The organism is Streptomyces sp. NPDC087901 (assembly GCF_044742205.1).
Lineage (GTDB): Bacteria > Actinomycetota > Actinomycetes > Streptomycetales > Streptomycetaceae > Streptomyces.
Genome location: NZ_JBIUUC010000002.1, coordinates 652,924 through 675,245 on the forward strand (window position 1 = coordinate 652,924; position 22,322 = coordinate 675,245).

General features: G+C 69.0%; 21 protein-coding genes. 10 read left to right on the plus strand and 11 right to left on the minus strand.

All coding sequences use genetic code 11. From position 1 onward, the window contains the following. Positions 1 to 110 precede the first annotated feature (110 nt). Complete coding sequence (locus ACIOEW_RS08320; RefSeq protein WP_401962488.1) at positions 111 to 3,722, minus strand: DUF4132 domain-containing protein; 3,612 nt, start codon at positions 3,720 to 3,722, stop codon at positions 111 to 113. Between the two features lie 91 nt (positions 3,723 to 3,813). On the opposite strand from ACIOEW_RS08320, the gene ACIOEW_RS08325 reads away from it, so the two are divergent. Further along, the gene (locus ACIOEW_RS08325; RefSeq protein ID WP_401962490.1) at positions 3,814 to 4,161 is read left to right on the plus strand and encodes a carbohydrate-binding protein; all 348 of its coding nucleotides are present in this window, start codon (positions 3,814 to 3,816) and stop codon (positions 4,159 to 4,161) included. A 65-nt stretch (positions 4,162 to 4,226) separates the two neighbouring features. Here ACIOEW_RS08325 and ACIOEW_RS08330 read toward each other — a convergent pair whose 3' ends face one another. Beyond that, a complete protein-coding gene (locus tag ACIOEW_RS08330; protein WP_362541940.1) occupies positions 4,227 to 4,670 on the minus strand; it encodes a hypothetical protein in 444 nt (147 codons plus the stop codon). Continuing rightward, the gene (locus tag ACIOEW_RS08335) at positions 4,664 to 5,122 is read right to left on the minus strand and encodes an ATP-binding protein (RefSeq protein WP_362541937.1); all 459 of its coding nucleotides are present in this window, start codon (positions 5,120 to 5,122) and stop codon (positions 4,664 to 4,666) included. Before ACIOEW_RS08335 ends, ACIOEW_RS08330 begins: the two co-directional genes overlap by 7 nt. Positions 5,123 to 5,327: 205 nt before the next feature. Between ACIOEW_RS08335 and ACIOEW_RS08340 the strand changes: the two genes are divergently transcribed. The 3 genes from ACIOEW_RS08340 (at position 5,328) to ACIOEW_RS08350 (ending at position 7,309) form a co-directional block, all read left to right on the plus strand. Continuing rightward, entirely contained in the window at positions 5,328 to 6,188 is an 861-nt protein-coding gene (locus tag ACIOEW_RS08340; RefSeq protein ID WP_362541934.1) for a helix-turn-helix transcriptional regulator, read from the plus strand. After that, positions 6,188 to 6,424: a DUF397 domain-containing protein gene (locus ACIOEW_RS08345; RefSeq protein ID WP_350992886.1), complete on the plus strand. Its 237-nt coding sequence runs from the start codon at positions 6,188 to 6,190 to the stop codon at positions 6,422 to 6,424. The genes ACIOEW_RS08340 and ACIOEW_RS08345 overlap by 1 nt, the downstream gene beginning before the upstream one ends. A 78-nt stretch (positions 6,425 to 6,502) precedes the next feature. After that, positions 6,503 to 7,309 carry an SAM-dependent methyltransferase gene (locus ACIOEW_RS08350; protein ID WP_401962493.1) on the plus strand — a complete coding sequence of 269 codons (807 nt, stop codon included), beginning with the start codon at positions 6,503 to 6,505 and terminating at the stop codon, positions 7,307 to 7,309. Between the two features lie 47 nt (positions 7,310 to 7,356). Here the strand turns inward: ACIOEW_RS08350 and ACIOEW_RS08355 are convergent, their stop codons facing one another. After that, positions 7,357 to 8,496, minus strand: a complete 1,140-nt coding sequence (locus ACIOEW_RS08355) for a M48 family metallopeptidase (RefSeq protein WP_401962496.1) — start codon at positions 8,494 to 8,496, stop codon at positions 7,357 to 7,359. Positions 8,497 to 8,677: 181 nt separating this feature from the next. Here ACIOEW_RS08355 and ACIOEW_RS08360 point away from each other — a divergent pair, with 181 nt between their 5' ends. Continuing rightward, entirely contained in the window at positions 8,678 to 9,118 is a 441-nt protein-coding gene (locus tag ACIOEW_RS08360; protein WP_401962498.1) for a YchJ family protein, read from the plus strand. 42 nt (positions 9,119 to 9,160) lie between these two features. Here ACIOEW_RS08360 and ACIOEW_RS08365 read toward each other — a convergent pair whose 3' ends face one another. Together ACIOEW_RS08365 and ACIOEW_RS08370 are read right to left on the minus strand one after the other, a co-directional pair. Beyond that, complete coding sequence (locus tag ACIOEW_RS08365) at positions 9,161 to 11,233, minus strand: MDR family MFS transporter (protein ID WP_401962501.1); 2,073 nt, start codon at positions 11,231 to 11,233, stop codon at positions 9,161 to 9,163. 55 nt (positions 11,234 to 11,288) lie between these two features. Beyond that, complete coding sequence (locus ACIOEW_RS08370; protein ID WP_401962504.1) at positions 11,289 to 12,116, minus strand: hypothetical protein; 828 nt, start codon at positions 12,114 to 12,116, stop codon at positions 11,289 to 11,291. A 78-nt stretch (positions 12,117 to 12,194) separates the two neighbouring features. On the opposite strand from ACIOEW_RS08370, the gene ACIOEW_RS08375 reads away from it, so the two are divergent. After that, the gene (locus tag ACIOEW_RS08375; protein WP_362541916.1) at positions 12,195 to 13,451 is read left to right on the plus strand and encodes a cytochrome P450; all 1,257 of its coding nucleotides are present in this window, start codon (positions 12,195 to 12,197) and stop codon (positions 13,449 to 13,451) included. 7 nt (positions 13,452 to 13,458) lie between these two features. Here the strand turns inward: ACIOEW_RS08375 and ACIOEW_RS08380 are convergent, their stop codons facing one another. From ACIOEW_RS08380 to ACIOEW_RS08400, 5 genes are all read right to left on the minus strand, one after another. Continuing rightward, positions 13,459 to 14,673, minus strand: coding sequence for an acyl-CoA dehydrogenase family protein (locus ACIOEW_RS08380; protein ID WP_401962506.1), 1,215 nt, complete (start codon positions 14,671 to 14,673; stop codon positions 13,459 to 13,461). 5 nt (positions 14,674 to 14,678) lie between these two features. Then, positions 14,679 to 15,152 (minus strand): SCP2 sterol-binding domain-containing protein, encoded by a 474-nt coding sequence (locus ACIOEW_RS08385; RefSeq protein WP_401962509.1) that lies wholly within the window; start codon positions 15,150 to 15,152, stop codon positions 14,679 to 14,681. A gap of 97 nt (positions 15,153 to 15,249) precedes the next feature. Next, positions 15,250 to 15,513: a hypothetical protein gene (locus ACIOEW_RS08390; protein WP_362541907.1), complete on the minus strand. Its 264-nt coding sequence runs from the start codon at positions 15,511 to 15,513 to the stop codon at positions 15,250 to 15,252. A gap of 216 nt (positions 15,514 to 15,729) precedes the next feature. Beyond that, a complete protein-coding gene (locus ACIOEW_RS08395; protein ID WP_362541905.1) occupies positions 15,730 to 16,947 on the minus strand; it encodes a helix-turn-helix domain-containing protein in 1,218 nt (405 codons plus the stop codon). A 549-nt stretch (positions 16,948 to 17,496) separates the two neighbouring features. Beyond that, positions 17,497 to 17,871: a hypothetical protein gene (locus ACIOEW_RS08400; protein WP_401962513.1), complete on the minus strand. Its 375-nt coding sequence runs from the start codon at positions 17,869 to 17,871 to the stop codon at positions 17,497 to 17,499. Positions 17,872 to 17,899: 28 nt separating this feature from the next. On the opposite strand from ACIOEW_RS08400, the gene ACIOEW_RS08405 reads away from it, so the two are divergent. The 4 genes from ACIOEW_RS08405 to ACIOEW_RS08420 all read left to right on the plus strand — a co-directional run bounded on the left by ACIOEW_RS08405 (position 17,900) and on the right by ACIOEW_RS08420 (position 21,885). Continuing rightward, the gene (locus tag ACIOEW_RS08405; protein ID WP_401962516.1) at positions 17,900 to 18,169 is read left to right on the plus strand and encodes a hypothetical protein; all 270 of its coding nucleotides are present in this window, start codon (positions 17,900 to 17,902) and stop codon (positions 18,167 to 18,169) included. Between the two features lie 361 nt (positions 18,170 to 18,530). Then, positions 18,531 to 19,166: a hypothetical protein gene (locus ACIOEW_RS08410; RefSeq protein ID WP_401962519.1), complete on the plus strand. Its 636-nt coding sequence runs from the start codon at positions 18,531 to 18,533 to the stop codon at positions 19,164 to 19,166. A gap of 166 nt (positions 19,167 to 19,332) precedes the next feature. Next, the gene (locus ACIOEW_RS08415) at positions 19,333 to 20,856 is read left to right on the plus strand and encodes a DUF6801 domain-containing protein (RefSeq protein WP_401962522.1); all 1,524 of its coding nucleotides are present in this window, start codon (positions 19,333 to 19,335) and stop codon (positions 20,854 to 20,856) included. Positions 20,857 to 20,931: 75 nt separating this feature from the next. Then, complete coding sequence (locus ACIOEW_RS08420) at positions 20,932 to 21,885, plus strand: hypothetical protein (protein WP_362541895.1); 954 nt, start codon at positions 20,932 to 20,934, stop codon at positions 21,883 to 21,885. The last annotated feature ends 437 nt before the right edge of the window (positions 21,886 to 22,322 follow it).

Here is a 22,322-nt window from a genome sequence, read left to right on the forward strand (position 1 = left end):
CCCGCCGACGCACGATAGGAGACGTCGCTGCATCCGTGCAGGTCAACGGCTCGGGCGCCGCGACGACGCAAGCCGCTGACCTGCGGCGATGCCTATCGTGCACGAGGTCGTCAGGCGAGTCCGGCCAAGTCGGCGAGGAGCTCGGACACGGTCACCGCGTCCAGCCCGCCGAAGCGCAGCTGATAACTGCGGCGCGGCCAGTAGTCGCCGGGCTGCGTGCCGAGCCAGACGGTCTCCAGGGTCTGGTCGGGGAACATGTCGACGACGCCGACCGCGATACCCGTGTCCAGCGCGATGACCAGATAGCAGTCGTCGCCGAGCCGCTTGGAGATCCAGCGCTCCACCCCCGCGTCCTGCGGCACCCCGCGTTCCCAGCCGCGGCGCTCCAGGCCGAGGACCTTGCCCGTCGGTACCTTGAGCCCCTCGAAGCGGGTCAGGCGGTGGTTGCCGGCTTCCTCCTCGGTCAGTGCGAATACGGCGCGCCCCAACTGGGGGAACGGCTGCAGGATCTCGTGGTTCGCGAACAGCTCCGACCAGGTGGTCAACTCCTCGCCCAGGTGCAGTGGATGGGCCAGGCGCACGGTCGCCTTCACGGAGAGAACGAAGGTCTCGTCCTCGGCATCGGCGAACGTACGGTCCTCCGCCACCCGGAACGCGGTGTTTTCCCCGTCTTCCTCGCTCAGCCACACGAGGCGCCGCACCAGGTGCCCCAGCAGCGGATGGGCGACGAATAGCTCGCCGAACTCCTGCGCCGTCCAGGACCGGCCCGCCACCATCGCGGCCTCCAGCCGCCGTACCTGGTCGGACGCGACCGTCCGCACATCCTTCTTCAGGGCCATGAACCGCTTGTGCTCGGCCGGAGCCGATTCCGCGTCGTCCCGCGCGCCCGGCTTCGGCAGGTCCTTGCGGCGCTTGCCGTCGCTGTCCTGGACGTACGGCCGCAACTGCTCGTCGAAGCCCACCGTGAACGTCCGGGCACCGTAGTCGACGACCGTGGAACCATCCGTGTCCAGGCCGAAGTCGGGCACCAGTCGGTCGGACAGCTGTTCCCCGGTGAGCCCGAGGCCTGCTGCCACCTCGGCGATCTTCTCCGTCGCCCGGACCTTCAGGGCCTTGAACTTCACTCGCTGGGAGATGCCGTGCAGATGCAGGAGTGCGACATCGCTGCCGATCGCCGCCAGCACGTCCAGGCCCTCGACGGCGCGATGGTGGGCGCCCTCGCCGGGCCAGGACCGGATCACCGGTGTCAACCGGCGCACCGTCCCGTCGTCACCCAGCAGGCCCAGGGCGTACAGCGCCCACGATTCCTTGGCGGGCAGAGCGGCGAGCCGCCACTGCTCGAAGAGCGCCCAGGCGAACTCGGCCAGCGAGGCGGCGTCCGCTGCCCGCATGACATCACCGAGACCCGGATACGGCTCACCGGGTCCGGACATCGCGAGCATGGTCAGTACATGGCGCACGGACTCCGGCGGCAGGGCGCCGCCCGACGTGACGGTGATCTGCGGCAGCAGCGCCGGATCCGCCCACCCCGGCACCGTCGGCATGACGGCGGGCAGCGCCCGCTCCAGCGGATCCGCCGTCAGCAGCTCGGCCACCGCGTCCGCCACCCGCGCGCCGTATGCCTCGGCGGCACCGCGGACCACGGCATCGCCGTGCAGCGCGGCGATCTGGACCAGGGCCTGTTCGGCGGCGCGTCGCGCCCGGCCGACCTTGCCGACTGCGTCGGGCACGAGCATCGGAGCGGCCCGGACACCGTGCCGCTCGAACCAGGAACGGGCGTCGGCCGCAATCGACTTGAGCCGTACCGACCAGTCGGCCATGTGCCGGGCGACCGATTCGTCCACGAAGGGCAGCAACAGCGAAGCGAGGGAACTCGGCTGCCGGGGCACGACGCGCAGCAGCAGCGGGAGAGCTGCGAGACCGAAGCGGGCGAGAATCGGCTTGAGGGTGTCCGAGCCGTCCCACAGGTCCGTCGGATCCCAGGTGGCGAGCAGCGGCGTGACCAGCTCCTCGGGGCCGTGGACATAGACCCACGCCGGTTGCAGGTTCGGCGCGTCGAGGGGATGGCGCAGCGCGGCGACGTCCTTCTCCCAGTCGCCGTCACCGTGCCGGCGGGTGTACCAGCTGGTGCAGGCGGCCCACTGCTCCCGTTCGCCGGGCAGCCACTGCACCGCGGGCTCGCCGACAGCCGTCAGACCGGTCACGACCGTGGGCTTCGGCGTGCTCGGCTGCCGGGTCCACGGCGGGGACGTCAGTACGGCCGGCAGGGTGCCGGCAGGTGCGTCGGCGATCCGGTTCGCCGGGTTGAGGAGCGGTTCGATGATCTCCGCCAGGTCGCTGTCCAGCGTCGGCCGCACCCGTTCCACGAGAGACCGGTGGGCGGCGATGTGCCCCGTCAGCAACTGGCGCGAGATGCCCGACGCCGTACCGCCGTGGTCACGGACCTCCTCGGTGAGCAGTCGCAACCCCCGTACCGGATAGCGGTGCATCGCCTCCATGAGGGCGGGACGGACGTGCTTGGTGTCCGAGTGGCCGAGCAGCAGGAGGAACGCCTCGTCCGTCGGGAACTCGACGAGGGCGTTGGCGACCTGTTTCACCAGGTCCGCATAGAAGTAGTGGTCCTGCAGGTCCTCGCCCAGCAGCGGGGCGACGGCGGCGCCGATGCCCTCGGCCACGGTCGCGATCAGGGCGGTGCTGTGACTGATGACGGGCTTGTGCGTGAACGCCCGCGCCTGGTCCGCGGAGTTGAGAGCGCAGAAGGCCAGGGAGAGGATGGCGTCGTCCTGTTCCGTGGTGACTTCGGGATCCGCGCAGAGTCCGGCGACCCAGTCGGTCTCGCTCGGTGCCAGATAGGCCGTGATGATCCTGCGGTAGGCGTCGGTGCGGCACCGGGCCAGCGCCTCGACCGTGGCCCGGTAGGTCTCCTCGTCCGCCGCGGCGAGCAGCGAGCGCACCCGGTCGGCGGCCGGACGGCACGCCCGCGTCCAGTGGGCCTGGGGGGCTCGGGTACGGGCCTCCAGCCAGGGGTCGTAGCGCCTGGCACCCCTCTGCATCCAGTGGGCCTCGGTCAGGAAGAGCTCCACCGTGGCCCGGGCCGCGAACGGCAGTCCGCCCAGTCGCACCCAACTGTCGGCCCAGGAACCGGCATGCGGCGAGACGAGTCCGACGATCGAGGCCACCGCGGCCGCCCCCGCCGGCGAGCGGCTGCCGGCGAGGTGTACCCGTACGTGGTCCACGAGCCCCGCATCGCTGCCCGGCGCGTCCAGGAACTCCTGGATCCACGCACTTTCCTCGGCTGTCCGGCCGTCGACGGCGTCCAGCTCCTTCTTCCGGGCCCGGCCGGGAGCGCGCACCACTCCGCCCCGACGGGGGTGAAGTGAACGCCGCCAGCCGACCGGCAGTACGAAGGTGTCCTCGTCGGGCAGAGCTGCGGGCTCCCGGCCCCCGTCACCCGCCTCGCCCGTCCCCGGCCCGGAGGACGGACCCGGACCCGCCGCCGAAGGCACCGAAGCGGGCGCCCCCACCTCCCGGTACCCCTTGCGTTCCTTCTCCGCGATCGACTTCGCCACCTGCGCGTCCGCCGCCTGCGCGGATCCGTACTCCTTCGTCTGCGTACGTCCCTCGCTTCCGCAGCGCCCGTAGGAAACGGTCACCACGGCGCCGTCCGCCCCGGTCTCCCAGAACTTCGACGCACTTTCCTCGACGTACTCCCAGCGACGCACAGGTCCGCCCCCTTCACACCCGTTCGACCCGTACTGCCACGGGCTTTTCGATCAGTGGTTCCACAGTAGAACCGACCACTGACAACGCAGCGTGACCAGGGTTCGGGACGGAGGGAAGAGCAGGTCAACCGCTGCGTGCCAGGTCAACGGCCACAGCGGCGTCAGCCGCGGGGTGCAGTTCGGGGCGGGAGCCGACCGGCTGACGGCCCGCGTCGCCGCTCCGGGACGGGGCGCGACCGGTGCGCTCCAGGTGCGCCTGGACAGCCCGAAGGGCCGGATCGTGGGGGTGCTTCCGGTGCGGGCCACCGGTGGCGCTGGCACCTGGCAGGAGCAGTCGGTGAAGCTGCTGCACACCGTCACCGGTGCGCACGACGTGTACGTCGTCGCGGCCGGTGGCGCGAAGACGGCGGCCATCGACTGGCTGACGTTCCGCAAGTAGGTACGCGAGGGGGGCCGGGGCATCATCCGACGCCCCGGCCCCCGTTCGCGCACACGGAATGGGGTTCAGGGAGCGGCGGAGACGACGCGCGCTCCGCCCGCGGGTGCCCACGAGGGCGTCACGCCCGTCACCTGGCAGACCATGAGGAACAGCGGGATGGGCGGGGTGTACGGCGTACGGCCGTCGGGCTGGTGGATCAGCCGGGGCCGCACCGCGGGGACGTACGCCCCTCTCGCGTAGGCGGCCTGCGCGGGCCAGTCCAGATCGAGGTCGGAGCCGGACGGGACGATCCACCACCAGCGGTCGGCGTCGGCGAAGACGCAGCCCGTACGCGGCAGATGAGACATGAGCCGGAAGCCGTACCGCGCGGGCACCCCCACCGCGTCGCAGCCCAGGCTCGCCGAGAGAGCCGTCGGCAGCGGCAGCTGCACCATGCCGCCGCCCGGGGCACAGCCGGGTTCGCGGGAGCGCCGGGCTCCGAGCAGATGGGACATGGCGTTCTTCAGCATGAGCGCTCCGAGCCGTGCGGCAGTTCCGCCCAGACGATGCGGCCCGAACCGTCGCCGGCATCGCGGGATCCCCAGGCGCTGCACATCGCGTCGACGAGCAGCAGGCCGCGTCCGTGCTCGTCGTCGGCGCCGGCGCCCAACCGGGGGCCGCCGGGCTGGTGCCCTTGGTCCTGTACGGCTATGCGCAGTCGGGTCTCGAGGCGGCTCAGCTCGCACACGACGCGCGCGCTGGCGGTGTGCACCACTGCGTTGGTGACCAGTTCGGACACGATGAGGATCGCCGCGTCGTGGGCGTCGTCGTCCAGCCGCCATGCGTCCAGCCGGGCCCGCGCCAGCCGCCGGGCACCGGCGACCGACTCGGGGTGCGCGGGCAGCGCGAAGCCGTATCGGAGCGCTTCCGTCCCGGGGCTGAGGTCCATGAGCCGGGGGATGAGCGCACTGCCAGGTGCCACGACCGAATCCTCACAGTGGGGGCTGTATCACGCTTCGCGATCTTCCTGAGGAAGGGCGGGCATGACGAGTGAACTGGTTCACTCACCAACTCTCCCCCTGTCGCGAACACTTGGCAAGGGGCACTCTGAAAAATTCAGAGTGGCAGTGTTCTTGGTGGCACGCCCATGGCACACTCTTGGCAAACAGCGCATGGGGAGGTCTGAAGTGAGCGAACCGCGGTCCGCCCCGACCGTGGGTCAGGTCGTTCTCGGCAAGCGTCTGCAGGATCTGCGGGAGCGTGTCGGCCTGAGCCGGGACCAGGCAGCCAAGGTGCTCCGCGTCGCCCCGGCGACGATACGCAGGATGGAGACCGCCGAGGTCGCTCTCAAGATCCCCTATGTGCAGTCGCTCCTGAAGGCCTACGGGATCACCGAGGAGGAGGCCGACGCCTTCGTCGACCTCACCGAGGAGGCCAACAAGCCGGGCTGGTGGCAGCGGTTCCACGACGTGCTGCCCGACTGGTTCAGCATGTACGTCAGCCTGGAGGGCGCCGCGAGCCTCCTGCGCATGTACGAGCCGCACTTCGTCCCCGGACTGCTGCAGACCGAGGACTACGCACGCTCGGTGATGCGCACCGGAGCCGTCGGCCAGACCAGGCCCGAGGACATCGAACGCCACGTGGCGCTGCGGATGGAGCGGCAGTCCCTGCTGACCCGGCCGGACGCTCCGCGGCTGTGGGTGGTCATGGACGAGACGGTGCTGCGCCGCCCGGTGGGCAGCACCGACGCCATGCGCGCCCAGACGGACCGGCTGCTGGAAGCCACCGAGATGCCCAACGTGACCCTGCAGATCGCCGAGTTCTCGACCGGCCATCACCCGGGCACCTACGGGCCGTTCGTCCTCTTCCGGTTCGCCGTCCCCGAACTCCCCGACATGGTCTACAGCGAGTACCTGACCGGGGCCGTCTACTTCGACGCGCGCCCCGAGGTGGCCTCCTACCTCGAGGTCATGGACCGCATGGCGGCCCAGGCAGCGACTGCACAACGCACGAAGGAAATCCTCCGGGACTTCCGCAAGGAGCTGTGATGACACCCATATACAACGGCATGCCGGCCACCGATCTCGGCTCCGAGGGCTGGTACAAGCCGTGGAGCGGTGGCAACGGCGGCAACTGCGTCGAGGCGATGAAGCTCTCCGACGGAAGAATCGCCATGCGCCAGTCCGCGGACCCCGACGGCCCGGCCCTCATCTACTCCCACCGCGAGATCGCCGCTTTCATCCAGGGCGCCAAGGCCGGTCAGGCAGACTTCCTCCTGACCTGACCCATCGCGCGGACGGTTCCCGGTCGCCGCGCACCGCATTCGTTCTCTGTTCGCCGACACGGATCCAAGGAGCGCGCTATGACCGGGCACGAGCCCCTCGTCGAGATCGACACCAGCAAACCGCATCCCGCGCGGATGTACGACTGGTTCCTGGGCGGCAAGGACAACTATCCGGTCGACGAGCAGATGGCCCGGCAACTGCTGGCAGTGGACTCGCGAGGCCGTGACATGGCACGCGTCAACCGGGCGTTCATGCACCGCGCCACCCGCTGGCTCGCGGAGAACGGCATCCGGCAGTTCCTCGACATCGGCGCCGGGATTCCGACCGAACCCAACCTCCACCAGATCGCCCAGCGAACCGCGCCGGAGGCGCGCGTCGTCTACTGCGACAACGACCCGATCGTCCTCGCCCACGCGGCGGCTCTGCTGCGCTCCACCCCGGAAGGTGCCACCGAGTACATCCAGGCCGACGCCCGCAGGCCCGAGGCCATCCTGGAAGCGGCCGGCAAGGTCCTCGACTTCGACAAGCCGATCGCCCTGTCCCTGCTGGCCCTGCTGCACTTCCTGGATGACGAGGACGGTGCGGCCGAACTCGTGGACCGCCTGGTCGACCAGCTCGCCCCCGGCAGCTACCTCGTCCTCTCGCAGACCACCGGCGACTTCGACCCGGAGGGCGCGGCCCAGGCCTCCGCCATGTACAGGGCACGCGGCATGACCCTGCGCCCGCGCAGCCGCGCCGAACTCACCGCCTTCTTCCACGGTCTCGAACTCGTCGACCCCGGCGTCTCGCTCTCCGCCGACTGGCACCCGGAGCTCGGCGAAGTCGTCGACGTCCCGGGCGACGAGCCGATCCCGGGCTACGCGGGCGTGGCCCGCAAGGCCTGAGGGGTGACCGGCAGCTTGGTGAGGGCATCGCCTCGCGATCCGGCGTCTTACAGCCGCATGCCGTCACGCAGCACCCGTTGCGCCACTGTTTGCTTGGGTAGGTGAAGCTCGTCCTCGATGCGGGCCCGGCCGGGCCCGTCGAGCGTGATCGCTGCGGGGTGCTGCGGGGAGCGGGCCAGCCGTTCGATGCGCAGGGCGTCCGCATCGTTGCCGGTGGAGCCGGGCACGCCACTCGGTGAGTGGGGTTCGGAGGGCCGGGTCATGGCCTGTTCACGCAGACGTGCCGCATGCGCGCTGATGACCTCCCAGAGAGTGTCCTGCGTGACCGCAGCGGTGTGAGCCTTGACGATGGTTCGCTTCTCGATCGCCAGCCGATGCATCTCAAGGCTGATGGCACGTGCCAGGCGCCTGTCACGCAGCGCGGCGAGAGCAACTGGCGAGGAAGCAGCGCGGGCCGACGCGTCGTCCGCCTCGAACTGTGCACGCCGGGCGGTCGGCTCCGTGAGCCACAGCAGCAGGCGGGCCGTCGCCGCCAGTGCCGTTCGTGGAATCCACAGCAGCCACTCACTCTTCCGCGACCGGGCGTTGAAGCGCTGCGTTCCGTCTGCCACGGCGGCCGCGCCCAGGGAGACGGAGTTGCGACTCGGCGACGTGACGAGAACAGAGCCTGCTTGCAGGGTCTGTGCCGCGGCTGTCAGGGACCCTAGGGCCAGACCGACGACGACACCGCACCGGACGTTGCGGGGAGCACTCCGGCCCAGCGCCTGGGTCATGGCAGCAATGCGCTGCTGAGGAGAATAGGCGGCCCAGAGCGGGAGGCCCAGGACGAAGCAGCGTTTGCGACGGAGCCCGTACGGGATGACGCTCAAGGCGAAGTCCGCAGTGAACTGGACAGCGTCGACGCGTCGCACTCCGGCGCTGTCCGCTGCTCTGTGCAGCAGTTCGAACAAGGCCGGCGCATCGGCTTCCCGCAGTGTCGGCGCGTCAGGATCCAGCCGCCCGAGGCGCGGGCGCAGGGCAAACGCCAGGCCCAGCAGTAACAGACCTATCACTGGCTGAAAGAATGTGCGAAAACCGAGAACGGTCAACATCAGGCCGCTGATGAACAGCCAGGCCGTGAAGAGTTGCGCTGCTCCCGCGACGGCGTACGCGGCTAGTGTCGCGCACCTGACACCCAGGACGTTCACGGGTCGGTTGTGATGATCGGATTCCACAAGGCCCCCCGGCGGTGAAAGGCTGACACCTCTCGAACATGCGTCGATCTGATCAACATTGCGAAGCAATGACAAGCGATTGGAGCGTGTTCTGAGAGTGGGGCCGACGGCCCCCGGCACACGTTCTGGCGCCGCCGCAGGCCACAATGGACCCATGTCCCGACGCACCGCACGCCCCCGGCGGCCCTCCGCCGCTCCCGTTTCCCGGGTCACGGCCACTTCACCGTGCCCCTGCGGGCTGCCCGCCGCCTACGGCGAGTGCTGCGGGCGGTTCCACGCCGGGACCCCGGCACCGACGTGCGAGGCGCTGATGCGCTCGCGGTACACCGCCTTCGTCGTCCGGGACGCCGCGTACCTGCTGCGCACCTGGCACCCGGACCACCGCCCGGACGTCCTCGAACTCGATCCCGGGCAGCGCTGGCAAGGGCTGGAGATCCTGGAGACGACGGAGGGCAGCGCCTTCCACACCACGGGCACGGTCACCTTCCGGGCGCATTACACGTCCGGCGGCCACCCCGACTCGCTCCATGAGAAGAGCCGCTTCGTCCGGCACGAGGGCGCCTGGGTCTACGAGTCCGCCGTCTTCGCCGACTGAGGTCGGAGACCGGGCAGGCCTCGGGTCGGCCTCGGACCGGCCTCAGACCGGCGCGCCCGCCGGGGCCACCGGGGAGAGCTCCTGTGTGAGGTCCTCCGCCAGCAGCCGCTTGGCGATCACATCGACCGCGGCGCGCAGCCGGGCGTCGTCCGCCTGCTCCTGCTGGTCGCCCAGCTGCTCGGTGAGCCAGCGGGACCACGCGTCGTTGATGGTCCCGGCCTCCCGGCTGCCCGCCTCGGTGTGCGTGAACAGATGACCGTCCCCTGTGAGGTAGCCCTCCTCGATCATCCGGTCGAAGACGGGCACCAGTACCTCCGGCGGAATCCGGTGCCGGGCCGCGATCAGCCGGAGCCCCGCATGCCCGACCATCCGCGTGAACAGCTCGACCTGCATCACCGCCCAGGCCCCCGCCATGTCGAGCCGGGTGTCGGACGAGGCCACGATCCGCCGGGCCGTGTCCGGGTCCACCCGGCGCAGGACCCTGGCCACCGAGGACTCCAGCAGCCGGGCCGAGTCACCGGCACTCGGCGAGGCGAACCCCTCGCCCATGTCGGTCGAGCCGGCCCGCGCGGTGTCCCGCAGCTTCACCTGTTTCAGGAACAGCGCCACGACGAAGCCGAGCACCGCGACCGGCACCGTCCAGAGGAACACCGTGTGCAGGGTGTCGGCATACGCCTGGGCCAGCGGGGCCGACTGCGCGTCGGGGAGGGAGTGCAACCCCTCCGGACTCTGCGACGCCTTCGCCACCACCGCCGGATCACCGCCCGCCCGCACCGCCGCCGCGACCCCGTCCTTGAGGTTCGGGCCGAGCGAGTTGGCGTAGATGGTCCCGAACACCGCCGTACCGAAGGAGCTGCCGAGCGTACGGAAGAACGTCACGCCGGAGGTGGCTGTGCCCAGGTCCGCGTAGTCGACGGTGTTCTGCACCGCGATCGTCAGCACCTGCATGCACAGCCCGATGCCGAGCCCGAGCACCAGCATGTACAGCGACTCCAGCCACACCCCGCTGTCCGGTCCCATCCGGGAGAGCAGGAACAGCCCGACCGCCATGACCAGCGATCCCACGATGGGGAAGATCCGGTAATGGCCGGTCTTGCTGACCACGTTGCCGCTGAAGATCGAGGCGGCCAGGAGACCGATGACCATCGGCAGCGTGCGGACCCCCGACAGCGTCGCCGAGTCCCCGTCCACGTACTGCAGATAGGTCGGCAGGTAGATCATCGCGCCGAGCATCGCGAAGCCCACGATGAAGCTGAGGATCGAGCAGACCGTGAAGACCGGATTGCTGAACAGCCGCATCGGCAGCATCGGTTCCTTCGCCCGGAACTCGACGAAGCAGAAGGCGGCCAGGGCGACCAGGCCGAGGACGAACAGGCCGATGATGACGGGCGAGCCCCAGAAGTACTCGTTGCCGCCCCAGCTCGTCGCCAGGATCAGGGAGCTCGCCCCGACCGTGACCATCGCAATGCCCAGGTAGTCGATGACCGGACGTCCCGCCGCCTTCACGGACGGGATGGTGCGGGCCGCGGCGATGACCACCACGATCGCGATCGGCACGTTGACGTAGAACGCCCAGCGCCAGGTCAGATGATCGGTGAAGAGCCCGCCCAGCAGCGGCCCGATGACGGTCGCGACGCCGAAGACGGCACCGATCGCACCCTGGTACTTGCCGCGGTCGCGCAGCGGGATCACGTCGGCGATCAGCGCCATCGACGTGACCATCAGGCCGCCCGCGCCGATGCCCTGCAGACCGCGCCACACGATCAGCAGCGTCATGTTGGTCGCGAGACCGCAGAGGAACGAACCCGTGATGAAGATGATCGCCGAGAGCTGGAAGACGATCTTCCGGCCGAACAGGTCGCCGAACTTGCCGACCAGCACCGTCGCCACGGTCTCCGCCAGGAGATACGCGGTCACCACCCACGACATATGGGCGGCGCCCCCGAGGTCCGAGACGATCGTCGGCAGTGCGGTGCCCACGATCGTCTGGTCCAGTGCCGCCAGCAGAATGCCCAGCACGATCGTCGCGAAGACGATGTTCCGGCGGCGCGGATCCAGCAGGGGCGGTGCGCCGGCAACCTGCGCGGCGGGGGCGGTCTCGCTGGCAGTGGTCACCTTTGCACCCTCACACCGCCCCCTGTCACCCGCATGCGGGGGACGGCCGGACGTGTCAGCCCAGCAGATCCTTCAACGACGACGTCATCCGGGCCGCGAATGCCTCTCGCGCCGGCTTGCCCACCCGGTCCAGCGAGAGATACGGATTGAGGTCCTCCAGCTCGACGAGCAGCAGCTCACCCTCGGCGGTCCGGCACGCGTCGACCCGCTGGATGCCGTGATCGAGGGTGTTCCAGTCGATGAACGACCGGGCGAACGCCAGATCCGCCGCGCTCGCCCCGTACGGCTCCAGCACCCACCGCTGCTCCGGGTGCGGCGCGTTGAGCGCGTACTGGAAGTCCTGGTCGACGAAGTAGAAGGACACCTCGTAGCGGAAGTCGATCCGCGGCTGGACCAGCTGTGTGCCGTCCGCCTCGGGCGAAAGTGCGGGGGTACGTACGAACTGCAGCCCCACCGAGTCCGCTCCCAGCTTCGGCTTGATCACATAGCCCTCTGCCTCGGGCAGCAGCCCCAGATCCGCCGCCCGGTCCACGGTCGGGATCACCGGGTACCCGGCCCGGCTCAGATCGACCAGATACTGCTTGCCCGCCATGTCGCCGCGTCCGGTCAGCGGGTTGTAGACGCGGGTGCCCAGCTCCCGGGCCCGCGCGCAGAACGCGTCGTACGCCTCCTGGTAGTGCAGCACCGGACCGCTGTTGCGTACGACGACCGCGTCGAAACGGTCCAGCAGCGCGGCGGCGTCGCGGGGGTGACAGAGAGCGATGTCGAAGTCCTCGCGCAGCCGCGACGTCAGGTGGATGTCCTCGTCGCAATAGCGGCGTCCGCGAGCCTCGTAGGCGAGATCGGTGACGAAGAGAACGGACGGGCGCGGGCCGGCGGGCATGGGTCCCCCAGGGGGTGTCAGGTCGGACGATGGGTCAATAGCCTGGGCGGCGTTGCCCGTCAACGACCCTGGAGCGTCATGACATCTGCCCCACAAGAGTCACTCGCCTCGCAAGCACCGCCCGTACCCGACATTCTCTCGCCGGCCTTCGCGGCCGATCCCTACGGGTCCTACCGGATCATGCGAGAGAGTCACCCGCTGATCCGGCACGAGGCCACGAACAGTTACGTCGTCTCCCGGTACGAGGACGTCGAGCGGGTCTTCAAGGACAAGGCCGGGGAGTTCACCACCGACAACTACGACTGGCAGATCGAGCCCGTCCACGGCAAGACCATTCTCCAGCTCAGCGGTCGTGAGCACGCCGTGCGCCGGGCCCTGGTCGCCCCCGCCTTCCGGGGCGCGGACCTCCAGGAGAAGTTCCTCCCGGTCATCGAGCGCAACGCGCGCGAGCTGATCGACACCTTCCGGCACACCGGCGAGGCTGATCTCGTCGACGCGTTCGCGACCCGCTTCCCCGTCCTCGTCATCGCCGACATGCTCGGCCTGGACAAGGCGGACCACGACCGCTTCCACGGCTGGTACACCAGCGTCATCGCCTTCCTCGGCAACCTCGCGGGCGACCCGGAGGTGGCGGCGGCCGGAGAACGGACCCGGCAGGAATTCGCCGCGTACATGATCCCGGTCATCCAGGAGCGGCGGAAGACACCCGGCGACGACCTGCTCTCCGCGCTCTGCACCGCCGAGGTCGACGGCGTCCGGATGAGCGACGAGGACATCAAGGCGTTCTGCAGCCTGCTGCTCGCGGCCGGCGGCGAGACCACCGACAAGGCCATCGCCTCGATCTTCGCCAACCTGCTCACCCACCCCGAGCAGCTCGCCGCCGTCCGGGAGGACCGCAGTCTCATCGACCGGGCCTTCGCCGAGACACTGCGGCTCACCCCGCCGGTCCACATGATCATGAGGCAGACGGCCACGGACGTGGAGCTCGGCGGCGGCCGGGTTCCCGCGGGGTCGACCGTCACCTGTCTGATCGGCTCGGCCAACCGGGACGCGTCCCGGTACAGCGACCCGGACCGGTTCGACCTCTTCCGTACCGACCTGACCAGCACCACGGCGTTCTCCGCGGCGGCCGACCATCTGGCGTTCGCTCTGGGCCGGCACTTCTGCGTCGGTGCGCTGCTGGCCAGGGCCGAGGTGCGGACCGGGGTGAACCAGCTGCTCGACGCGATGCCCGACGTACGGCTCGCGGACGGGTTCACCCCGTCCGAGCAGGGCGTCTTCACCCGGGGTCCGCAGTCGCTGCCGGTGCGGTTCACCCCGGCCCCCGCCCCATGACCCCGCGTCAGCGGATGTGGCGGCCCGAGATCGCCCGCGCGATCACCAAGCGCTGGATCTCGCTGGTCCCCTCGAAGATCGTGTAGATCTTGGCGTCGCGGTACATCCGCTCCACCGGATGCTCCCGGCTGTACCCGGCGCCCCCGAGGATCTGGATGGCCTTCTCCGTCGCGGACACCGCGAGTTCACCGGCTCGCAGCTTGGACATGGAGCCCTGTCCGGCGTCGAAGGTGCGGTCGTTGCGGGCCATCCAGGCGGCCTGCCAGATCAGCAGCCGGACGGACTCGATCTCCGTACGGATGTCGGCCAGTGCGAACGCGATCGACTGGTTCTCGATGATGGGCCGGCCGAACGCCTCGCGCTGACCGGCGTACTCCAGCGCGTACTCGTACGCCGCGCGCGCGATGCCCAGTGCCTGGGCGCCGACGGTCGGGCGGCTGACCTCGAAGGTGGCCATCGCCGCCTGCCCCTTGGCGTTGCCGCCCTCGCGGGCGCGGGCGAGCCGGGCGTCCAGCTTCTCCTTGCCGCCGAGCAGGCAGTGCCCGGGAACGCGTACTTCGTCGAGGAAGACGTCCGCCGTGTGCGAGGCGCGCAGGCCCAGCTTCTTGATGGTGCGGCTCGCCTCCAGGCCCTTCGTCGCGGGCGGCACGATGAACGCGGCCTGTCCGCGCGCACCGAGCGACGGGTCCACCGAGGCGACGACGACATGGATCTCGGCGATGCCGCCGTTGGTGATCCACGCCTTCTGGCCGGAGAGCACCCACTCGTCCTTGGCCTCGTCGTAGCGGGCCTTCGTGGCCATCGCGGAGACGTCGGAGCCGGCCTGCGGTTCGGAGACACAGAACGCAGCCACCTTCGGGTCGTCCTCGTCGCCGTAGCACTGGGGCACCCACTCGGCGAGTTGGTCCGGGGTCCCGGAGGCGAAGATGCCGGCGACGGCGAGGGAGGTCCCGAAGAGCGCCATGCCGATGCCGGCGTCACCCCAGAACAGTTCCTCGTTGGCTATCTGGAGGGAGAGACCGGACGGGTCGCCGTACATGTCGGCCAGCGACTCGAATCCGTACAGACCGATCCGGGCCGCTTCCTGGATGACGGGCCAGGGCGTCTCCTCGCGGGCGTCCCATTCGGCAGCCGCCGGGCGCACCACCTGGGCGGCGAAGCCGTGCACCCAGTTGCGCAGGTCCTGTTGCTCCTCGGTGAGAGCGAGGGAGAAGTAGCTCATCGCGCTCAGGCCTTCGGGATGTCGAAGTAGCGGGTGAGACCCGAGGCGAGGCCGACATCGCCGGCCACCTTCAGCTTACGCATCATGAACATCGTCACGGGATTGCCGTTTCCGGAGACCAGCTTGAGGAACTCCGCGTCGGCCATCACCAGCGTCGTGCGCGGTTCGGCGTCGGAGCGGCCCTCGCTGATGGCGCAGGTGCCGTCCGCGATCGATGTCTCGTAGACCGCGTCCGTGTCACCGGTGATCTTCCAGCGGATCAGCGCCCTGAGCTGGCCCGCCGCCTCCGGGCGGAACTGCTGCCTCATCCGGCCGAAGACCTCGCCGAGCACCCGGGCGCGCAGTTCGCCGTGCATGACCTCGCCGAGCTGTTTGGCGGAGAGGCCCTTCACGATCCGCGCGAACTCCGGCGGGGAGACGGCCGCGAAGTCGAGGGCGGTCAGTTCGTCGGTGAGGTTGCCGCTGCTGTTGTCGGCCACGCCAGTTCCTTACTCTGGAGTAAACTTACTTCCGAGTAAGGTAAGCGCCGGGCGGCGCCTCCGCAAGACGGAGGCGAGGTGGGGGAGCGGCGGGGAGTCACCAGGAGCTGCCGGGGCGCACCGCCAGCCGGGGGTGGTGGGCGGAGAGCACCTTGTTGGCGCGGGCGAGCTCGGACAGGGCCTGCTCGCGGTCGGCCTGGTCCTCGATGCCGAGCCGCGGACCGCGGAACCTGCGGACCTCGCGTGCGGCGCACTCCGCGTCGAACTCCGCCTCCAGGATGCGAGCCGGGATGCAGGAGCCGATCAGGGCCGCGATGCGGTCCGGGATCGGAACGGGGACGAGCAGGTGTGAGGCGGTCATGGGGGTTCCCTCTCGAATGGTGGCCAGGAGGTCGTGCGCCGCGGCCGCCGGGTGGGCGGTCGACTCCTCCATATGTACGGGACGCAGTTCCGGGTTTCTCGTTGAGAACGTCTCCGTGTGGCAACCGTTTGGGAGTGACCGGGAATTTCCCTTTACTCGTAAGTAAGTTGACGCGCAGTGAAGGCCGTGATCCGGCCGGAAGCCGTTCTGTGTGGACTACGGGGTGGTGGAATCCCTGGTGCGGGCCCGCAGTTGAAGCGCCCGCAGAACCGCCTCGGTGGAGAACCGGCTCTCGGGGTCGATCAGTTGCTCACCGAAGATGGACTCCAGGTTGCGCATGCGGTAACGGACCGTCTGGGGATGCACGTCCAGTAGTTCGCCCATGTGGGCGGCGGTGCCTCGGGTGTCGAGCCAGATGCGCAGCGTTTCGATCAGCCGTTCCCGCCGGGTGGTGCTGATGCCCGCGATGGGTGCGAGTTCCCGCTGGGCGAGCTGGTCCAGGAGGATCGGATCGGAGAGCAGCCACAGGGTGATGAGGTGGTCACCGCAGAGGATGATCGGGGCGTCGTCGATGACGCCCGCGTCGACGAGTTCGAGGACCCTCCTGGCCCAGCGGATCGAGTCCGCGGCCAGAGCGGTGGGAACGGTCAGCCCGATCGCCGCACGGGTGCCGAGCAGCGTCTGGTCGAGCATGGCTCTTCGTGCGTCGTCGAGCGGTCCCGGGATGAGTAAGTGAGGCTGGGGGTCGCTGAGGTCGACCAGGATGTCGCGGTCGGCGCCGGCCCGGTCGAAGCCGGCGGGGGACCGGGCCGCGACGAGGGTGACCTCCTCGGGCAGCGTCCACCCGGTCTGCTCGCAGAGCTCGGCGATGGCCGAACGGGGGACGGGGCGCCCGGCCAGAATCAGATGGAGCAGGCGTCGGCGCATGGCCTCGCTCTGTTCGCCGGTCTGGGACTGCACCTCCAGGAAGCCCTCGCGGGAAAGTGATTCGAGCTCGTCTATGTAGGTGAAGAGCGCGTCGGCGAAGCTGAGCATCAGGGTCGGGGAGAAGTTGTAACTGCGGCCGACCTTCTTCGCCCGTCGCAGCGCGACGCGGGCACCGAGCCGATAGGCGCCCTGGAGCGTTTCCATGGTCCGGCCTTCGTAGGCCTCGAAGCGTCCGAATCGACGGCACATGTCGTCACGCAGCGAGGTCGACGTGGATGGTTCGGCCACCAGGTCCACGAATGAGGACAGGCTCCGTTCCACGCCGACGCGAATGGCCTGGCCGTTGGGCCCACTGAGCAGGCGCGCATATTCCGGATAGGCGCGGGTGACCTCGACGCCGATCTCCTTGATGAGGCTGGGCAGTTCGGGCCGCATGATCGCGGCGAATTCCTGGGGGAGCGGTCCCAGCGGATCCCCCGTGTCCAATGGCGAAATGACTTTCGGCATGACGTGTCCCCTTGCTCTCCGGTGCCCGGTGGGGGTATGGCAGTGGGGGAAAGCGCTCCCACGAACCGACAGGTGCGTACCAAGTCCGCGATGAAGATAGACCAAGTCAACAGCCGTGCCCACAACTTGTACAAGATCGAAGTGCACGGGCCACGCATCGTGGCCTTGTCATGGTGCTTCGGTGCAGGTCGGACGGGAGTACTCACTTCCGGACAATATTTTCGGCCGCGTGGTCTGCCGGAAAACGACGAGGTGGGCGCCGGGTGCCGGTGGCTGTGCCGTTGACGGGCGCGACGACCGCGTGAAAGGCATCGGTGGGCATCCGGTGGATGCGCCGTGGGCGCGCAGAGGCTGATCACTCCCCGGGGTCGGGCCACGGTTGGCGCAGCGGATGCGTGGCGGGGGACGCGGGTCCCGCTGCTCATGAACTGACAACGCGCGCGGTGGCCTGTGCATTCGGAGCTGACGGTGTCCGCACTCTGAAGGTTTATATCGCGCAGGCGTTGAGGATTCCCGAGCTCCTCTTCTAGTGTTCCGTCCCTGAATGGATCAGGAGAATGCGAACGGGTAACGGGTCGAAATGCGCACATTCATCAGAAGAATTCTCCTGCTGGGCGGGGCGGCTGCCGCCGCCCTGAACATCGCGGTGACGCCGGCGATGGCCGCTCCTGTGGCGTGGACGGTAGGTCCGACGACTCCCGCCGTCTTCGGGGCGAACTCGGCAGACATGGTCTTCCAGCTCGGGTATATACCGATGACGTGTCCGGTCCTTCCGGTCAGGGGCAGCCTGTTCAGTGCCACGGGGTCACCCGGGCACGTCGGCAAGGTCACGTCCATGGTCTTCGGGAGTTCCGGCAGTCCCTGCACGACGGCGCTGGGCACCGTCACGCCCGTGGCCGATGCGAGTACTCCGTGGAAGGTCATGGCCGCCGAGTACGATGCAGGAAGAGGCGTGACCAGCGGGTACGTCACCGGGGTCGAGATCAGGTTCACCGTTCTCACCTGTTCGGCCAGGATCGCCGGCGAGTTGGCGATGACGTACACGTCGTCGACCGGCGTGATGGCGCTGAGGGGCGCCCCGAACCATCAGTTGCTGTTTGCCGACACCACGCCGGCGTGCAAGGGGCTCTGGGCCGACGGGGACGTCGCGACCCTCACCGCGAACCTCGGCGTTGTCACACCTGCGGGAGGTGTCGTGCACCCGGCCGTCACCGGGAGCTGAGGTCCGCCCCAACCCCGTGCGCGAACCGTGATGCAGGGACGCCGCTGCCCGGCACGGTGTCCGGTAGATGCGGGCGGCATCATGGGCCCCAGCGGATATTGCGCACCAAGTGACAAGTGCGCCAGGAGAATTAGTAAGCCAGGAACGAGAAAAGAACTCGGGCTGAGCAATTTCGGTGAGCAGGATTGTGCTCCAAGTTTCCCGCTAGTAACGTCCCGGCCTGTCACAGAGCGTATGTGGCTGAGAAGCAGCACGGCCCCACGCAACACGGTTCATAGCCGCACGTCCGCCGCTTGCGCGGTACCTGGCGTGTGTGTCCCCGCAGCAGTGCACCCGCATTGTCGAATCGGAGGAACTAACTGTGCGCAACTCCCTCAGGAAGATGGCGGTGGCAGTCGGCGCCGCAGCCGCAGCTGTCGCCCTCGCAGCACCCGCAGCCACCGCAGGCGTCGCGGCCGGACAGTGGACTGTCGGCCCCAACTCGCCCGAGTCGTTCTCGGCCACCGCGGGAACCGTCACGCTGACCCTCAACAGCATCCCGATGACGTGTACGTCGTCCGCGGCAGGGGGCAACCTGCAGTCGGCCGCCGGCACCACGAACGTGCAGGTCGGCACCATCGCTCCGCTGACCTGGAGCGGGTGCACCAGCCCGTTCGGTCCCGTGTCACCGTCCTCCAACACGTCCACCCCGTGGAAGCTGTTGGCGAACACCTACAGCGCCGGCGTCACGAACGGGGCCATCACCGGTGTGAAGGCCTCCGTGACGGTACTCACCTGCACCTTCACCGTGGAGGGAAGTGTTGCCGCCACCTACACCAACTCCACCGGCAAGCTGGCCGTCAGCAACAACAGCACCTACAAGCTGAGCGTCATCACCGCCAGCGCGGGCTGTGCCGGGATCGCGAAGGTGGGTGACAACCCCACGTACACCGCCAGCTACGCGGCGGTCACGCCTTCCGGCGGTACGACCAAGCCGACCATCACCTACACCCCCTGATCCGGTCTCACACCGGTCTTGGGTGATCAGGGATCGCACGGCGGGTGGGAGCCCGCCGTGCGATTCGCCGTCCGGCTCCGTCCGGCCCGTCCGAAGGGGGACACCGCAAGTGAAGCGCAGTGGTACTAGGACGGGAGCGCCGCGGCGCACAGCACGGGGTGCCGCCGTGGCCACCGCGGTGCTGCTCGGGGGGATGATCCCTGGGGCGCAGGCCGCAGCCGGTGCGCAGGAGATCGATGCACACCTGGCCTATACCTGCGAGTTCCCGACGGGCACGTACCCCGTGACGGTGGGTATCACCGCCAAGGTCGCCGAGTCGGTCCAGGTCGGCCAGGCGATACAGCCCGAGGACGTCTCCATGGATGTGGTCCTGCCCCAGGGCGCGCTCACCGGGTCGCCGGGATCCGGGCCGGCGGAATCCGGGTCGCCGGGATCCGGGCCAGCGGAATCCGGGTCGCCGGAATCCGGGTTGCCGGAATCCGGGCCGGCCGCAGAATCCGGAGCCGCATCCGTGAGTGCCGAGTTGCGGCTGTCCACGGACGTCTCCCAGGGCGGCCGGAACGCGCAGGCCGAGTGGATCGGTGCGACCGCGCAGTCCGCAGCCATCCCGGCCGAGGGCGGCCTGACACTGAGCACCTCGGGGACCGTTCCTTATGTCAGACCGGGAGGGTCCGGCGACCTCTCGCTCAAGGCGGCCGGCCTGACCGGGGTGCTCACGACCAAGACAGCCGCGGGCGCCCCGACCGAGCCGCAGACCATCGCCCTGACCTGCGAACTGGACGCCGACCAGGATCCGACCCTGGCAACGGTGAGCGTTACCGGTGGGGCCGAACCGTCAGCGCCCACGCCGTCCGTGTCCGACGACTGGCCCGACGGAGCAGCCGAGCGGCGTGACGCAGGCGCACCGGAGGTCGGGGCGAAGGCCGAGGAGCCGGCGTCGGTCGACGCACCCAAGTGTGTCGGGGACGTCGCGAACGACGTCGAGATGGTCGCCTACGTGACCGGCTATGCGAACGTCACCAAACTCAAAGGCGCCAACAAATTCCCGCTCGCCTGCTCGCGGATCTACACGTATCCCAGCGTTCCTCCCGTGATAGAGCCCCCCTACATTCACATATACATGACGGCGGCGATGGTGCTCGACTACCTGGGGAAGCCGCAACTGCCGCCCACCACGGGCACATTCTTGACATTCGGTTTCATGCCGACGACGGCGACTCTTGAGATGACGCAGATCCCTCCCAGGACCGACACTCCGGACGCCCCCAATGTGCACGTCCACACCGTTACCGATCTCACGACCTTCACCACCAAGGCCGTCACCACCATCGACGTCAAACTCGTCCTCAGGCTGCGCGACGTCGAAGTCAACGGCGTTCCACTGGAAGTGGGAGACAACTGCCGTACGGAGCGGCCCTTCACGCTCCCGCTGGAGGGCGTGGGGAACGTGGTCGGCGGGGTCCTGGACGGATACCAACTCACCGCAGGGGGGCCGCTTACGGGGTCGGTGACGATCCCACCCTTCCAGGGGTGCGGTGTCGATGAGGACCTGGACAGCCTCTTCACCGCATCACTGTCCGGTGTCCCGGGATTCGTCAAGCAAATACAGGGAGCGCCCTGCATAGCCTCGGCTTCGAACGGCTGCGGGTCCGACAACCAGCCGTCGGACGTACCCAAAGCGGCACGCTGAGTCTCCTGACTCCGCCCGCCCGCCACCGCACCGAGCACAGCAATCACCCAGAGCCGCAATCGAATTGAGGGAACGATGAGACCTGTCTCGAAGACCTGGATCAAGGGCGCCGCTGCCGTCGCCGCCTCCGCCGCACTCGTCATGCCCCTGGCTGCGACACCGGCCGGCGCCGCCACGGCCGCGGCCCAGCTCAACGGTGCCTGGGCGCCGTTCGACCGCTGCCCGGTGGACGACCCCGCCATGCTCGCGACGGACGGCGAAACCGACGTCGCGCTGTGCGTGACCTCCGTCTCGCCCAGCGGGACGATCAAGCTGGGCAACACCACTGCGACGACCGGCTCCACGAATCTGCAGTTCGGGGTCATCCAGCACCCGGCGCAGAGCACGTACACGGTTGTTCCGCCACCGGCCGGCTCCATCATCAGCGGCAAGACCACGATCCCCGGTGGGCTGCTCGGCATCATGTGCCCGAGCAACATTCCGGTCGTCTCGGCCGTGTGCGGGCAGATCACCGACGCGACTCTGAACAAGGTGACCGCCACAGTGGAGTCGGCCGGTACGCCGTCGGACTTCAGCCTGATCGCCGGGATGTCGTCCGGGCCCATCGTGAAGCTGCCGATCAAGATCCGCCTGGACAACCCGCTGCTCGGATCCAAGTGCTACCTCGGCACCAACAGCAACCCGATCTTCCTGAACCCCGGGAACCTCAGCGCGCCGAGCCTGGGCATCTCCAGGTTCGACGGTGACGGTACGGCGAACCAGGAGGAGGGGTCGATGATCAAGTTCGCCCTGACCGGCGCCGCCCAGGGCGACAGCGCGTTCTCCGTGCCGAAGGCCAGTGGCTGCGGTCTGGGCGGGCTGCTCAGCTGGGCGATCGACCTCAAGGTCGGCCTGCCTGCCGCATCCGGGACGAACAACCTCGTCCTCAACGATGCGGTGACCTCCACGGCCGGTCTCGCGGCCCCCGGCCTCGCGGTGCCCGGTGCCGGCAAGCTGCTCGCCGAGAACTGGCACTCCGCGGTGAAGTAGTTCCGGCGGCCGAGGCGAGGCGCGTTGCCTGCCCCGCCCGGCTCCTCCTTGTGATGCCGCTGCCCGTCCCATCCGGGGATCGACCGGATGGGACGGGCTTTGTCGTGACGAGCGGGCGGCGGAGGATGTGCGAATCCGGATTCCGTACATCCTCATAACCGTATGGGATATGTGTCGAATGCACGCTGCGGAACACCGTGAGCGCGGCGGGCTCGGCATCGGTCATATCGATATACCTCCTTTCGGCGGGTGCGGAGTCACAGGGGCACTCCCTTCGCCGCCTCGGCTCCAGAAATGCTCACTTGTCGATAGTTGCGTGAGGGCCTCTACTCACCTGCGTGCAAAAATATCCTCACCGTCAACAGCTGTGCAGAAAGTTCGGGAACCGCTATTGCGGAGGCAGGTTACTGAGCCGTAGCGTCCCAGGTGAGCAGCGC